The organism is Zoogloea sp. JDB1, from assembly GCF_056724025.1.
The window spans coordinates 4111288-4126188 of sequence record NZ_CM161496.1 but is presented as its reverse complement, the minus strand read 5'-3'; the positions used below and the strand labels follow the sequence as shown (position 1 = coordinate 4126188).

The window sequence follows — 14901 nt, the reverse complement described above, 5'->3', positions numbered from 1 at the left end:
CTACGTGCTCAGGCCGGCGGCAGGATCGCCGGGTAGTCCCCGTAACCATCCGGCCACGGGGTCAGCACTTCAAAGCCCGTATCGGTGACGGCCACCATGTGTTCCCACTGGGCCGACAGGGAGCGGTCCTTGGTGACGACCGTCCAGCCGTCCGGCAACTGGCGGGTGGCGGCGCGGCCGGCGTTGATCATCGGCTCGATGGTGAACACCATGCCAGGTTCCAGGCGCAGGCCCTCGCCCGGACGGCCGTAGTGCAGCACCTGCGGCTCGTCGTGATAGATGTCGCCGATGCCGTGGCCGCAGTACTCACGTACGACGCTGAAGCCTTCCCGGTGGGCGACGCTCTGGATCGCGTGGCCGACGTCGCCCAGCGTGGCGCCGGGGCGCACCTGGTGGATGCCGGCCACCATCGCCTCGTAGGTGGTGCGGACCAGCCGCCGCGCGAGGATGCCGGGCTCGCCGACGTAGTACATGCGGCTGGTGTCGCCGAACCAGCCGTCCTTGATCACAGCCACGTCGATGTTGACGATGTCGCCGTTCTTCAGCTTCTTGTCCGACGGGATGCCGTGGCAGATCACGTGGTTGACCGACGCGCAGACCGTCTTCGGGTAGCCGTGGTAGCCGACGTTGGCCGGGATGGCCTTGAGCTCATTGACGATGTAGTCGTGGCAGCGCTGATCGAGTTCGTCGGTGCTGACGCCGGGTTTGACGTATTCGCCGATCATCCGCAACACGTCGGCAGCCAGACCGCCGGCGTGCCGGGCCAGCGCGATTTCTTCCTTGGTGCGGATGGGGACTTGTTTCAGGGCTCTCATGCGGCGACTCCCGTTTCGGCGGACAAGCCGTTTGCGTCGGCAGTTTGTTGCTCGGCCTGGATCAGCAACTGGCAGATCTCGCCGTAGTGCAGGTTGGGGTTCAGTTCGGCCAGCATGCCGACACGGAGCCAGTGCTCGGCCTGCGCGTTGATGGAGCGGCTCAGCGCGCCGCTCGTCAGGCGCAGGTTCTCGTGCATCTGCTCGGAAATTTTGACGATGCCCATGGTGCGGATCTCTAATATATGATTTGTAGCTGTTTCATATATTAGCAGCTTTCCGGCTGCTGCGCCCAGTGACCGGGCACAGGGGTGTTCCTGGGCAGCGCGGAGGCCGCAGCCCCCGGGTTTCAGTGCCCGAAGACGTCGGCGTTCAGCATTGTCGGGTCGGGACGGTCCAGGGTATCGAGGGCGGCCATCTCGGCGCCCGATAGCGTGAAATCGAACAGCGCGAGGTTCTGGGCCAGCCGGGTCGGATTGGCGGACTTGGGCGTCGTCACGATGCCCTGCTGGACGATCCAGCGAAGGACGATCTGCGCGGTGCTGCGGCCGTGGGCTTCGGCGATGGCCGTGATCACGGGGTCGGCGAGCATCGTATTGCCGCAACCGAGAGGGCGCCAGGCGCCGGTGGTGATGCCGCGTTCCTTATGGATGGCCAGCAGGTCGTCGCGGTGGTGATAGGGGTCGAGCTGGATCTGGTTGTGGTGGGGTACCAGGCCGGCGTCGAAGAGGCGCTGCAGGTGGCCAGGCTTGAAGTTGGACGTGCCGATGGCGCGGACCATGCCGGCCTCCAGCAGCTTGACCAGACCATGGAAGGCGTCCACGTAGCGCTCCTGGTCCGGGTTGGGCCAGTGGATCAGCAGCAGGTCGATGTAGTCGACGCCCAGCCGTTTCAGGCTGGCCTCGCAGGCTTCCCGCGCACCGGCAACGCTGTGCCACTGGCGGTTGAACTTGGTGGTCAGGAAGAGCTCATCGCGGGGCACGCCCGAGCGGCGGATGCCTTCTCCTACGCCGGTCTCGTTGCCGTAGTTCTCCGCCGTGTCGATCAGGCGGTAGCCCAGGCCGATGGCTTCGGCAACGGTGTGGGCGGCTTCCTGGTCGTTCATCGGCCAGGTGCCGAGGCCGAGCAAAGGCATGGCAACGCCGTTGGCGAGGCTGATGGTCGGGGCAAGGGTGGTCTGTTGTGTCATGAAGGATTCCTGGCGTGTCTTGTTGGTTGTTTTGAGGAACGGATCGCCCTGGGCTGCGGGGCGGTGATCATGCGGAGCCGCGTGGCGGAGAGGGTTCCAGCGCGTGGCTCCGCGTTGGAGCACGTTCGCCCGCCGATGTTCCTTGAATGGTCGAAACACGGCCGGATATGTCATCCGGCCATCGCGATGGTCGACGGGCTTGTCGGCCGTGTTCAGGCCGCCTCGCCAAAGGCCAGGCGGCGGGCGTGGTCGCGCAGATCCGCGGGCCAGGCGTCGGTGCGTTGCAGGAAGGCCGGCTGGTCATCCGCGAACAGGGCCCGGGACGCTTCCTCGAAACCGGGCAGGTCGCCGGCCAGCGCGGACATGAAGTGGTAGGCGCGCTCCTGGGCCTGGCGGCGGCCGTCCTGTCCGGCGCTGGCCCGGCGCGCCTCGTCCACCAGCTTGCGCAAGGTGACCGACGCACCGCCAGGCTGGGACGTGAGCCAGTCCCAGTGACGGGGCAGCAGCGTCACCTCGCGGGCGACGACGCCCAGCCGCGGCCGGCCGCGGCTACGGGTTTCGGTGGCCGGTTCGGCCTCGGTCACGGCGGGGGTGGTGCTCTGCGTCAGGCGGGCCAGCATGTCGGCGTCGCTGCCGCGGAAGTCGATATCCACCAGGCGGCCGGTGCTGTCATCGAAGGTAAGCACGGCGCCGCTCGTGGCGGCTTCAAGCGCCCGCTTCGCTGCCAGGGCGTTGTCCTGAAGGCTGCCACCGGCGATGCGTCGCGGGCCGTTGAAGGTGGTGTAGGTCGTGGGGCTTGATGAGGACATGGCTGGGCAAGATGAGTTGATCCGCTTTTAATATTACCCGGGTTAAAATAAGTTGTAAATAAAATCCGGGTATAAATAAACGGCATCGTCCATTTCACTACTGGCCATGTGCTTGGCGGTCTGTCGGCAGGCTAAGTATCGCGGGCAGGAGCCTCCACGACGAAGCGATAACCGACTCCCGGTTCGGTGACGATGTGGTCCGGGTCGGTGGGGTCGTCTTCGATCTTCTTGCGCAGATGTCCCATATAGACTCGTACATAGTGGGCGTCCTCCGTATGGGACGGGCCCCATACGGCTTTCAGCAGTTGCCTGTGGGTCAGCACGCAGTCCGGGTTGGACACCACGTAGGCGAGCAGGCGGAACTCGATCGGGGTCAGGTGCACCGGAACGCCGTTCTTCTCGACGAGGCGCTTGCCCAGGTCGACCTTGACCCTTCCGAAGCTCACCTGGCTCTGCCCGGTGCTGCCAGACTTGTAGCGTCGCCGCAGATGGGCGCGTACGCGGGCCAGCAGTTCGGCGGCGCCGAAGGGCTTGGTCAGGTAGTCGTCGGCACCGGCGTCGAGGGCGGCGACCTTCTCGGTCTCGGCGGTCCGGGCCGACAGTACGACGATCGGTATCTCTGACCAGGTGCGCAGTTCGCGGATCAGCTCGATGCCGTCCCCGTCCGGCAGGCCCAGGTCGAGGATCAGCAGGTCCGGCTTGCGGGTGCCGGCTTCGATGAGGCCGCGCTTGACGCCGTCGGCCTCATGGACTTCGCAGCCTTCGGTTTCCAGGGCCAGGCGCACGAAGCGGCGCAGCTGGGCTTCGTCTTCGACGACGATGACGCGGGGGCTCGGTTCGGGCATGGCGGTCTTCCTTTCGATGCCTCATTGGGCGCAGTCGTCCTCGTCCTCGACGAGGATCGGCGGCGTGCCGGCGGGTAGTGTGATCACGAAGCAGGCGCCGCCCTGGCTGCCCGGGCGAGCGTACATGCTGCCGCCGTGGGCATCGACGATGGCCCGGCAGATCGCCAGGCCGAGGCCGACACCCGGCGTGCTGCCTTCCTGTTCGCCGCGTTCGAATTTCTTGAAGAGGCTTTCCTCGCGCCCGGCGGGCAGGCCGGGGCCGTCGTCTTCGACGCGGATTTCCGTCTGTTGCGCCGTCTTGTGGGCACGGATCCAGATCTGGCTGCCGGCCGGCGTGTATTTGGCGGCGTTCTCGAGCAGGTTGCAGAACACCCGTTGCATGAGTACGGAGTCCACTTCCACAAGGGGCAGATCATTGTCCAGGTCGACCCGGACTTGGTGCCCGGCGAGGATCGGACGCAGGGTCTTGACGGCGCTGCCGACGACTTCCTCGAGTGGTTGCCACTGGCGGTTGAGCTGGATGCGGCCGGCCTGCAGGCGGGCCATGTCGAGGAGGTTGTCCACTTGGGCGTTGATGCGTAGCGCCTGCTCGCGCAGCTGGCGGGAGATGTCGGCCTGGGCTGCGGTGGGCGGCGGCTGGGTCAGGAACATGGAGTCGGCCAGGCCGATCAGCACGCTGAGTGGGGTGCGCAGGTCGTGGGAGATGGCCGACAGCAGGGAGTTGCGCAACCTTTCGGATTCCATCTGAACGGTGGTGTGTTGGGCGACATCCACATAATGAACACGCTCCAGCGCGATGGCGATGAGGGACGCGAAGGTGTCCAGCAGGCGACGCTGCTCGGGCTCCAGAAGGCGGCCCGGATCGCGTAGTTCAAGGGCCAACACGCCACGCAGGCGCATCGGTGCCTTGAGGGGCAGGTAGAGCAAAGGGCTGGCGGGCAATGTGTCGGTGCCTTGGCCGGCCGCTTCCGCATGGTCGAAGGCCCACTGGGCGACGCCGGGGTCGATCTCCGGCAGGCCGGCCGACGCGAACATAGGCGCCGCCAGGCGGTCTTCTTCGTCGGCGAGGAGGAAGGCGGCGCGGGCGTTCATTTCGGCCACCAGGAAGCGCTCGCCGATCTCGGCGATTTGTTCCGGCAGCAGCGCGCCGGACAGGTCGCGGGACATCTCGTAGAGGGCCCGCATGCGGTTCTCGCGGCTGCCGGCCACGTGGGCCTGATGCTTGTAGCCGGCGGTGAGCTGGCCGATTACCAGGCCGACCACCAGCATCACGGCGAAGGTCATCAGGTACTGGACGTCGCTGACCGCGAAGGACAGGCGCGGCGGGACGAAGAAGAAGTCGAAGATCGCCACGCTCAGGAAAGACGCCAGCACGGCCGGTCCGCGCCCGAGGCGGACGGCGACCAGCACCACCGCCAGAAGGAAGACCATCACGATGTTGGCCAGGTCCACCAGGGCATGGAGCGGCATCGCGATGAGGCCGGCGAGGCCGCAGGTTGCGGCACTCAGTGCGTAGGCACGCCAGGCGACGGTAGTTTCCGCGCCCCCTTCTGCGGCGGGGCGCCCGGTCTCTGGAGGCGTGTGCCCGGCACGGGCCACCTGGATCACGTCCAGGTCCGGGGCAAGGCGGCCGATGCGCTCGGCGATGCCGTGCTCCCAGAAGCGCCAGCGTCGTGGCGCGCCCTGGCCGACCATCAGGCGGGAGAGGTTGTGGGTGCGGGCATAGCGCACGGCTTCCGTTTCCACTTGGGCACCGGCGAGGGTGGCCGTGGTGGCACCCAGGTCCTGGGCCAGTCTCAGGGTTTTCAGTGTCCGGTCACGGGTGGCGTCGGGCAGGCGCTGGCGCTCTGGCGTCTCGATGTATACCGCATGCCATGGGGCTTCGAGGCGCCCGGCGAGGCGGGCTGCGCTGCGCACGATCTTCTCGCTGCCAGCTTCCGGACCGATGCAGGCGAGCAGGGCGTCCTGGGTCTGCCAGACCGGCGATACGAACTTGTCGCGGCGGTACTGCTGGACGTCCTCGTCCACCCGGTCGGCGGTGCGGCGCAGGGCCAGTTCGCGCAGCGCCAGCAGGTTGCCCTTGCGGAAGAAGTTGCGGATCGCCCGTTCCGCCTGGTTGGGCAGATACACCTTGCCTTCCCGCAGGCGCTGCAGCAGTTCGTCCGGTGGCAGGTCCACCAGCACGACCTCGTCGGCCTCGTCGAAGATCCGGTCCGGCACTGTCTCCCATACGCGGATTCCAGTGATGCCGCTGACCACGTCGTTGAGGCTTTCCAGGTGCTGGACGTTCACCGTCGAATACACGTCGATACCGGCCGCCAGCAGCTCCTCCACGTCCTGCCAGCGCTTGGGATGGCGGGAGCCGGCCACGTTGGCGTGGGCCAGTTCATCCACCAGGATCAGGCCGGGCTTGCGCTCCAGCGCCCGGTCCAGATCGAACTCGGGCAGCACCCGCTCCCGGTAGGGAATCTGGCGAGGCGGAATGCGGGCGATGCCGTCGGCCATCGCCTCGGTTTCCATGCGTCCATGGGTCTCGACGACGCCGATCACCACGTCGACGTCCTGGATGAGCTGCTGGCGTGCGGCGGCCAGCATCGCGTAGGTCTTGCCGACCCCGGCGCTGGCGCCGAAGAATATCTTCAGGCGGCCCCGCCGGGCGCGGGCCTCGTCGGCCTGCAGGCGGGCCAGCAGGGCGTCCGGGTCCGGGCGGTTGGTGGTGGCATCGGGGGCAGGCATGGCTAGGGTTCCGTTCGATTGAAGACGCGGCCGAGGGCGGTCCATTTGGCCTGGCGGGGAAGGCGCTCGTCGGACAGCGCTTCCAGGAAGTCAGACAAACGCTTGGAGCGGGCCACCGCGAACAGCACCAGGGTCAGCGTGCTGGCGCTCACCAGCCCCAGCTGGACCATTTTGTAGGTGCCCGGCACCTCGGGGAAGTTGAACAGGTTCATGCCGAAGTAGCCGGTGACCACGGTGGCGATCAGACCGAAGATGGTCACCACGGTCAGGCGCAGCACGGTGCCGGACTGGCGGCGCTGGCTGTCGCTGTCGAGGTAGGCGCTCATCTCGCGCATCTGGTCCTTTACGTGGCCGAACAGCTCGTCGTTGCGCAGCAGGCGCGTGGTGCGCTGGAACAGGGCCTGTACAAGCCCCTGCTCGGAAACTTCATGGAACCAGTAGCGGTGGGTGAAGCGCAGGAAAGCCTCGAAGGATTGGCGGATGCGGCGCTTGAAGCGGCGTACGGATTCGTTGTCGCGGATGTCCAGCTCATTGACAGCGCCGGCCAGGCCGTCGGAAAAGGACAGCAGAGCCGCACGATGGAAGTGGGCGATCAGGAAGACCAGGAAGTACTGGTGGCGAAAGCGCGCCAGGAAACCGTGCTCGGGATCGCGGAAGTAGTCGGAGCCGGCTTCGCCCACCAGCACCAGCGCGTTGCCGGTGCAGATGAAGCGGCTGTTGGGGCCGTCGTCGGAGTTGGTCCAGAAGCGGTCCTCGCAGTGCAGGCGCTCGAAGCGGATCACCGCCGGGTCTTTGGCCGGCACTGGGTCGCGGGACGGCAGGTTGGCGACGAAGCCGATGCGGATGAAGTCCTCCCGGCTCAGGCTGCGCGGCTCGTCGAGGGCCAGGTAGGCCATCATCGGCATGCGGTAGTACTCTAGCAGCCGGTAGCTCAGGTCGCCGTCACCGCGCTCGGCATCCTGCACCAGTGGGCGCAGCAGCCAGGCCCACAGGGCGCCCACGCAGGGCGTGCGGTGTTCGCAGACGAAGCGCAAGTAGCGTTCCCGTTTCTCTGAATCGGAGGTGGCGAGCACGCGGCCGTCCCGGTCGAGGAGCTCGGTGCGGTGGACGTTGTGCACGCCCTGGCCGTTGGCGTCCCAGCCGGTCGGGTAGGCGCGCCCGAAGCGGTACAGCAATTCCAGCGCGGTGGCCAGCGGCAGGTCGTCGGCGGCTACTTCCACGTTGAGCACCGCCACGTCGAGATCGAGGAAGAGGTAGAGGTCCACATGGGCGATGCGTAGCGAGATGGGCGCGTCGCCCGGCCGTAGGGTCACCTTCAGCCCGGTCACGTCGGTACGACGGTACACCGCCATCGGCGCTGCGCGGCTGGGGGGACCGTCGCCGGTCGCCGAGCGCCCGTCTCCGTACAGGAAGCGCTGGACGTAGGGCAGGAAGGCCACGAACTCCTTGTAATGACGCTCCTGGAAATCGGCCGGATCGGTGGTGAATTCGTCGTCCACCGGCGTCCAGTGGCCGCTGCCGGTGATCCGTTCGTGGATGCGGGTTACGTTCTCCCCCGTGAAGCCCGGCTTGATCTGCACCGGCCAGACGAGCACGTCCCGGAAATGGCGGACCATGTGGTCCGGTTGCGACAGCATCGCGTCTCCTTTTATAGGTCTTGTTCGTACGAACGGCGCGCCGGGGCGCGAGATCGCGATTCTCTGCCGTTCGACGAACAACACGCTAGTCCTCGCTGTCGGGATGGTGGTCAGACACGCGCCGGCGCTCCGCGCTTTCAGCCATTTCCGCCAGGATGCGTCGCCGCACCCGCTGGCCGAATGTCGCCTTGCAGCTTGGTGAGCAGGTCAGGCTGCGTCGGTAGGCGAGCTGGTGCAGCACGCTCGATACCACGTGGCGGGCGCCGCAGACGGGGCAGACATGCACAGGCATGGCTCACAGGGCCCTTGAGGCGTAGGAGGCCAGGCGTCCGGGATGGGCTTCGGGGGACGCGTCGAGTATGTAGACATCGCAGTGCGCTGCCGGACTGATCGCCAGCGCGACACTGATGGCGCCGTCTCCAGCGATGGCCAGGCATAGCGGACATTCCTGCCCGGCCAGGAAGACGCGCAATGCCGCCCGCCCCAGCGGCGAGTCTGGAAAGTCGATGCTCTCGGCACTGTGGTCGGTGCCGTATGCGGCGACAGCATAATCGCGATGTCTCACGACGACGCCAATGCACAGCTTAGCGGGATTGACGTTCATTCTCGTCTCCTTCTGTTGCAGGGGCCAGGTAATGCGCGCTCTGGGAAAGAACATCGGCCGCCGCGTCGGGCAATAAGAGGGCGCCGCCGATGAATGGGGTCAGCAATTCGACCAGAAGTGTTTCAGGGTGTCGGGCGTCGAGAAAGTGGAGGGTTCAGGCCGCGGCGGCTTGCCAGGCGCGGAACAGAGCCCGGATTTCATGTGGGTCGGAGCAGGCATGCAGGGCCTCCCGGAAACGCGGGTCGGTGAACAGACTGGAGACACCGGCAAGAATGCCCAAATGCTCTTCGGTGGCCCGTTCCGGCACCAGCAGGACGATGAAATCCGTCACCGGCTTGCCGTCCGGCGCACTGAATGGGAGCGGTCGTCGGGGGCGAGCGTAGGCGGCATGGGTCTGGCGCAGCCCGGCCAGACGGCCGTGGGGAATCGCCACGCCCTGGCCAAGCGCGGTGCAGCCCAGTGTTTCGCGCAGGCCGAGAACCTCGGCCACCGACACGCGCGGCAGGCCGTGCCAGCGCTGCATGTTCTGGCCGATGGCGTCGAACAGCGTGGCTGGACTGGTGACGTCCAGATCGAGCAGGATGTCTTCCGGGAGCAGGATGTCGGAGAGGGAGAGCATGATCGTCCGTTCCTCCGTCTGCTCAGAAGCTGCGGGTCACGGACAGCATCGCGATGCCGCGGCCGGCATCGCGGCTGCGCGAACCGCCGGCCGAGCCGTCGCTGGCCATGCTGCTGCTGAAGCAATAGAACTCGCCCTTGCTGCAGCGTCCTTCGGCGCTGCTGCCGACGTAGGCGGCGCCGACGATCCAGCCGGAGATGTCCTTGGTAATGCCAAGCCGCCAGTCGGTGTAGCTGCCGTCATAGCGCGATCCGTCCGCGTTCGCGTATGTAAAACCGTGCATGAAAAGGCGTCCGACGTGGGCGCCGAGCACGTAGCCCTGGCCCAGATCGTAAGATGCCGCCAGGTCCAGGTAGCCCGTGCCGCGGGTGCCGGGCATGGCGAAGTAGTCGGTGAGGGCGTGGGAATACTTCAGCGTGAGGAACTGCCAGTTGCCGGCCACGTAGATTTCCCCGTTATCCACGTTTCCGCTGGCCGTGCTGACGGGGCGCCGTTGATTCACACCGGCGTAGGCATGGTCGAGACGTGAGCCGGGGTAGTAGTAATACAGGCCGCCCACGTCCACCCCGAAGTCACCGAGGGTGGTCTTGTAGCCGCCGTAGAAATCCATCTCGACGCTGCCTTCGGGATAGCCGGCGCCGCTGCTGACGTTGGAGTTCCAGTTGCCGGCATAGAAACCGGACGGGTGGGTATAGTCGAAGCCGCCCTGGACCGCTGGGTGTCCGAAGGTCTGATCGAGGCCGCGGAAACGGTAGCTGGAGACGAGCCCGATGTTGGCGGTGAGCGGGGCGGTGGCACTTGCGGTGCCGTCCGCTTCCGCTTGGGCGGCAACAGGGCCGGCAGCGGCGAGCAAGAGGTAGGCGGCAGTCGCGAGGGTCTTGGCTTGCAGTGACATGGTCATGGCTTTCTTGTCAGTTCTTGTGCGCGTCGAGGGCGAGGTTGAGTTCCAGTACGTTCACACGGGGTTCGCCGAAGACGCCCCACTGGCGGCCTGCCGTGTGGGCGTCGATGAGCTTCGCGACTTCCGTTTCGGGCAGTCCGCGGGCCTTGGCGACACGGCCCGCCTGCCAGACGGCGGCGGCTGGGCTGATGTGGGGGTCGAGGCCGCTGGCCGAGGCGGTGACCAGATCGGCCGGAATCGGTGCCTGGTTGGCCGGATCGGCGGCCCGCAGCGCGGCGATGCGGGCCTTCACCGCGTCGGCCAGTGCCGGGTTCAAGGGGCCCTGGTTGGAGCCCGACGAGGCGGCGGCGTTGTAGGGCTGGGGTGCGGTGGCCGAAGGGCGGCCCCAGAAGTGGGCCGGGTCGCTGAAGTTCTGGCCGATCAGGCGTGAGCCGACCGGTTTGCCGTCCTGCAGGATCAGGCTGCCGGCGGCCTGCTCGGGGAAGGCGACGCGGGCGACACCGGTCACCGCGAGGGGGTAGGCGATGCCGGTCAGCGCACTGAGCAGCACGAACAGGCTGATGGCGGGGCGCAGCAGGGATTTCATGGTTCTTCTCCGGTTCAGGCCAGGCCGCTGGCGGCCAGCAGGACGTCGATCAGCTTGATGCCGACGAAGGGCACCAGGATGCCGCCGAGGCCATAAACGGCCAGATTGCGGCGCAGCAGCGTGGCGGCGCCGAGGGGGCGGTAGGGCACGCCTTTCAGGGCCAGAGGAATCAGGAAGACGATGATCAGCGCGTTGAAGATCACCGCCGACAGGATCGCCGAGGCCGGGCTGGCGAGGCCCATCACGTTGAGGGCGGCCAGTTGCGGGTAGGTGCCGACGAAGGCCGCCGGGATGATCGCGAAGTACTTGGCGATGTCGTTGGCGATGCTGAAGGTGGTCAGCGAGCCGCGGGTCATCAGCATCTGCTTGCCGGTCTCGACCACCTCGATGAGCTTGGTCGGGTTGGAGTCCAGGTCGACCATGTTGCCGGCCTCCTTGGCGGCCTGGGTGCCGGTGTTCATGGCCACGGCCACGTCGGCCTGGGCGAGGGCCGGGGCGTCGTTGGTGCCGTCGCCGGTCATCGCCACCAGGCGCCCCTCGGCCTGGTACTGGCGGATCAGGGCCAGCTTGGCTTCCGGCGTGGCTTCGGCGAGGAAGTCGTCCACGCCGGCTTCGGCGGCGATCGCCGCGGCGGTGACCCGGTTGTCGCCGGTCACCATCACGGTCTTGATGCCCATCCGGCGCAGCTCGGCGAAGCGTTCCTTGATGCCGCCCTTGACGATGTCCTTCAGCTCGATGACGCCGAGCACCTGCTTGCCGTCGGAGACCACCAGCGGCGTGCTGCCACGGCGCGCCACTTCGTCAACGCGGGCGGCGACGGTGGTCGGGAAGTGGCCGCCCAGGCCTTCCACGTGGCGGCGGATCGCATCGGCGGCGCCTTTGCGGATCTGCTTGTTGCCCAGATCTACGCCGCTCATGCGGGTCTGCGCCGAGAAGTGGACAAAGTGCGCGTCGAGGGCGTGGATGTCCCGTTCCCGCAGGTTGAACTTCTGCTTGGCAAGCACCACGATGCTGCGCCCTTCCGGCGTCTCGTCCGCAAGGGAGGCGAGCTGGGCGGCGTCCGCCAGTTCGGCCTCGCCCACGCCTTCGGCGGGCAGGAAGGCGGAAGCCTGGCGGTTGCCGAGGGTGATGGTGCCGGTCTTGTCCATCAGCAGCACATCCACGTCGCCTGCAGCTTCCACCGCCCGACCGGACGTGGCGATCACGTTGGCCTGCATCATGCGGCTCATGCCGGCCACGCCAATGGCCGACAGCAGACCGGCGATGGTGGTCGGGATCAGGCACACCAGCAGGGCGACGAGAACCGTGATGCCGACCGGACGGCCGGCGCCGGACACGTCCACGCTGAACAGGGAGAAAGGCAGCAGGGTCACGGTGACGCCGAGGAAGACGATGGTCAGCGCCACCAGCAGGATGGTCAGGGCGATCTCGTTGGGGGTCTTCTGGCGCTTGGCGCCCTCGACCATCGCGATCATGCGGTCCACGAAGGTCTCGCCGGGGTTGGCGGTGACCCGCATCACGATCCAGTCGGACAGCACCCGGGTGCCGCCGGTCACGGCCGAGAAGTCGCCGCCGGACTCGCGGATCACCGGCGCGGATTCGCCAGTGATGGCCGATTCGTCCACCGAGGCCACGCCCTCGATCACCTCGCCATCGGCGGGAATCACTGAATGGCCCAGGCCGCCGGCCTCGACGACGACCACGTCGCCCTTGCGCAAGTCGGTGCCCTGGACGAGCTGCCATTTGCCGCCGTAGTGGGGTTCGATCAGCTTCTTGGCCCAGATTTCCTTCTTGAGCCCGCGCAGGGACGCGGCCTGGGCCTTGCTGCGGCCTTCGGCCAGCGCTTCTGCGAAATTGGCGAACAGCACGGTGAACCACAGCCACAGGGCCACGGCGACGATGAAGCCGGCGGGCGCTTCGCCGTCACCGACGAGGGCCTGGGCGGCGAGCAGGGTGGTCAGGATGCTGCCCACGTACACCACGAACATCACCGGGTTGTGCCACTGCACGGCCGGGTTCAGTTTGCGGAAGGCTTCGCCGACGGCCGGCAGGGCCAGGGCGGGGTCGAACAGGGTGAAGGTCTTCTTGCTCATGTTGGTCTTCTCCTTGGCTCAGGCACCGAGCCACAGCATCAGGTGCTCGACGATGGGGCCGAGCGCCAGCGCCGGTACATAGTTGAGCAGGCCGACCAGCAGCACGGTGCCGATCAGCAGGGTGACGAACAGCGGGCCGTGGGTCGGCATGGTGCCGGCGCCGGTGGGGATGCGCTTCTTCGCGGCGAGGGAGCCGGCCATTGCGAGTACCGGCACGATCACACCGAAGCGGCCGAACCACATGGCAATGGCCAGCAGCACGTTATAGAAGGGCGTGTTGGCGGACAGCCCGGCAAAGGCGCTGCCGTTGTTGTTGGCGGCGGACGTCAGTGCATAGAGGATTTCCGAGAAGCCATGGGCGCCGGGGTTGGCGATGCCGGCACGGCCGGCTTCCGCCATCACCGCCACCGCGGTGCCGAGGAGGACGAGGAGGGGCGTGACGAGGATGGCGATGGAGCTCATCTTCATCTCGTAGGCTTCGATCTTCTTGCCCAGGTATTCCGGCGTGCGGCCGATCATCAGGCCAGCGATGAAGACGGCCAGGATGGCGAATACCAGCATGCCGTAGAGCCCTGTGCCGACGCCGCCGAAGACCACCTCGCCGAGCTGCATGTTGATCAGCGGGACCAGCCCGCCGAGGGGGGTGAAGGAGTCGTGCATGGCGTTCACCGCGCCGCAGCTGGCGGCGGTGGTGATGGTCGCGAAGAGCGCCGAGTCGGCGATGCCGAAGCGGGCTTCCTTGCCTTCCATGTTGCCGCCGGCCTGCAGCGTGCTGGCCGACTGATCGACGCCCAGGGCGGCCAGTTGCGGGTTGCCCTGCTGCTCGAAGCTCATGGCGGCCCATGCTGCCAGCACGAACATCAGCGTCATTGCGGCCAGTACGGCCCAGCCCTGGCGACTGTCGCCGACCACGCGCCCGAAGCTGATGCACAGGGCGGCGGGAATCAGGAAGATCGCCAGCATCTGCACGAAGTCGGTCAGCGGCGTGGGGTTCTCGTAGGGGTGGGCCGAGTTGGCGTTGAAAAATCCGCCGCCGTTGGTGCCGAGCATCTTGATCGCTTCCTGGGAGGCGACCGGCCCCATCGGCAGAGTCTGCACGCGGGTTTCGGCGGGATCGGTCAGCGCGTTGCCCTTGTCGTCCTTCAAGGGCTGGCCGGAGGCGTCGAGGCGGGGCGCGTCGTAATGGGTGGTCTCGGCCGTCGTCACATCCTGATAGGGCGAGAAGTTCTGGATCACGCCCTGGCCGGCGAGGAAGAGCGCCATCAGCACGGACAGCGGCAGCAGCACCCAGACCGTGGCGCGGGTCAGGTCGACCCACGCGTTGCCCACCGTGGTGGCGCTGTGGCGGGCGATGCCGCGGATCAGCGCGAAGACGACGGCGATGCCGGTGGCTGCGGACAGGAAGTTCTGCACGCCGAGGCCGAGCATCTGGACCAGATAGCCCATCGTCGACTCGCCGCCGTAGCCCTGCCAGTTGGTGTTGGTGACGAAGCTCACCGCGGTGTTGAAAGCGGAATCCGGTGTCACCGCGGCCATCTGCTGGGGATTCAGCGGCAGGACGGCCTGCAGGCGTTGCAGCCCATATACGGCGACGACGCCCAGCGCATTGAAGACGAGGAGGGCCAGCGCGTAGCGCAGCCAGCCGGTTTCCTCGTCGGCACGGACGCCGCACAGGCGGAAGACGAAGTTTTCGAGGGGGCGCCCGACGCGCAGGCGGCCCTCCATCGCGTTTGCGATGTAGATGCCGAGGGGCTTGGCCGCCAGCAGCAGGACAACGAGGAAAAGCCCCAGCAGGAGCCAGGCATGGGAGGTCATGAGAAGTCCTCCGGTTTGAGCAGCGCTGCGATGAGATAGATCAGCAGCGCGATGGCGACGAGGCCGCCAATGATGTAAAGGCCGTTCATTTGCGGCCTCCCAGGCGGTCGCAGCCGACCGCCATGCCGACCATCAGGGCCAGGAAGGCGGCGATGGCAGCGAGATAGATGAGATCCATGAGTTCCCCTTTCGGATCGAAGGAATCGACACCGTCATGCTAGGGAGGGCGGTATCAAAAGCTTCGAAAAAGGGGGC

Annotated in this window: 15 protein-coding genes; all 15 read right to left on the bottom strand. The window is 66.9% G+C overall.

The window, feature by feature from the left end; genetic code table 11:
* Positions 1-8: 8 nt before the first annotated feature.
* The 15 genes from map to kdpF all read right to left on the bottom strand — a co-directional run bounded on the left by map (position 9) and on the right by kdpF (position 14735).
* Complete coding sequence (map, locus tag AC1PPK_RS18625; protein WP_481114510.1) at positions 9-815, bottom strand: type I methionyl aminopeptidase; 807 nt, start codon at positions 813-815, stop codon at positions 9-11.
* Positions 812-1039 carry a ParD-like family protein gene (locus tag AC1PPK_RS18620; protein WP_481114509.1) on the bottom strand — a complete coding sequence of 76 codons (228 nt, stop codon included), beginning with the start codon at positions 1037-1039 and terminating at the stop codon, positions 812-814. The genes map and AC1PPK_RS18620 overlap by 4 nt, the downstream gene beginning before the upstream one ends.
* Positions 1040-1161: 122 nt before the next feature.
* Positions 1162-2001: an aldo/keto reductase gene (locus AC1PPK_RS18615; RefSeq protein ID WP_481114508.1), complete on the bottom strand. Its 840-nt coding sequence runs from the start codon at positions 1999-2001 to the stop codon at positions 1162-1164.
* Positions 2002-2213: 212 nt separating this feature from the next.
* Positions 2214-2810 carry a DUF2239 family protein gene (locus tag AC1PPK_RS18610; protein WP_481114507.1) on the bottom strand — a complete coding sequence of 199 codons (597 nt, stop codon included), beginning with the start codon at positions 2808-2810 and terminating at the stop codon, positions 2214-2216.
* Positions 2811-2941: 131 nt separating this feature from the next.
* A complete protein-coding gene (gene kdpE, locus AC1PPK_RS18605; protein WP_481114506.1) occupies positions 2942-3655 on the bottom strand; it encodes a two-component system response regulator KdpE in 714 nt (237 codons plus the stop codon).
* A gap of 21 nt (positions 3656-3676) precedes the next feature.
* The gene (gene kdpD / locus AC1PPK_RS18600; RefSeq protein ID WP_481114505.1) at positions 3677-6391 is read right to left on the bottom strand and encodes a two-component system sensor histidine kinase KdpD; all 2715 of its coding nucleotides are present in this window, start codon (positions 6389-6391) and stop codon (positions 3677-3679) included.
* Positions 6392-6393: 2 nt separating this feature from the next.
* Positions 6394-8028, bottom strand: a complete 1635-nt coding sequence (locus AC1PPK_RS18595) for a CorA family divalent cation transporter (RefSeq protein ID WP_481114504.1) — start codon at positions 8026-8028, stop codon at positions 6394-6396.
* 85 nt (positions 8029-8113) lie between these two features.
* Positions 8114-8320 carry a hypothetical protein gene (locus AC1PPK_RS18590; RefSeq protein WP_481114503.1) on the bottom strand — a complete coding sequence of 69 codons (207 nt, stop codon included), beginning with the start codon at positions 8318-8320 and terminating at the stop codon, positions 8114-8116.
* A gap of 3 nt (positions 8321-8323) precedes the next feature.
* Positions 8324-8632, bottom strand: a complete 309-nt coding sequence (locus AC1PPK_RS18585; RefSeq protein ID WP_481114502.1) for a hypothetical protein — start codon at positions 8630-8632, stop codon at positions 8324-8326.
* 154 nt (positions 8633-8786) lie between these two features.
* The gene (locus AC1PPK_RS18580; protein WP_481114501.1) at positions 8787-9251 is read right to left on the bottom strand and encodes a PTS sugar transporter subunit IIA; all 465 of its coding nucleotides are present in this window, start codon (positions 9249-9251) and stop codon (positions 8787-8789) included.
* A 22-nt stretch (positions 9252-9273) separates the two neighbouring features.
* On the bottom strand, positions 9274-10152 hold the full coding sequence (locus AC1PPK_RS18575) for a TorF family putative porin (RefSeq protein ID WP_481114500.1): 879 nt from the start codon (positions 10150-10152) through the stop codon (positions 9274-9276).
* A gap of 10 nt (positions 10153-10162) precedes the next feature.
* Entirely contained in the window at positions 10163-10738 is a 576-nt protein-coding gene (gene kdpC / locus AC1PPK_RS18570; protein WP_481114499.1) for a potassium-transporting ATPase subunit KdpC, read from the bottom strand.
* 14 nt (positions 10739-10752) lie between these two features.
* On the bottom strand, positions 10753-12831 hold the full coding sequence (gene kdpB, locus AC1PPK_RS18565) for a potassium-transporting ATPase subunit KdpB (protein ID WP_481114498.1): 2079 nt from the start codon (positions 12829-12831) through the stop codon (positions 10753-10755).
* 18 nt (positions 12832-12849) lie between these two features.
* Positions 12850-14646 carry a potassium-transporting ATPase subunit KdpA gene (gene kdpA / locus AC1PPK_RS18560; RefSeq protein ID WP_481114497.1) on the bottom strand — a complete coding sequence of 599 codons (1797 nt, stop codon included), beginning with the start codon at positions 14644-14646 and terminating at the stop codon, positions 12850-12852.
* Positions 14643-14735 (bottom strand): K(+)-transporting ATPase subunit F, encoded by a 93-nt coding sequence (kdpF, locus tag AC1PPK_RS18555; RefSeq protein ID WP_481114496.1) that lies wholly within the window; start codon positions 14733-14735, stop codon positions 14643-14645. The genes kdpA and kdpF overlap by 4 nt, the downstream gene beginning before the upstream one ends.
* Positions 14736-14901: the final 166 nt, after the last annotated feature.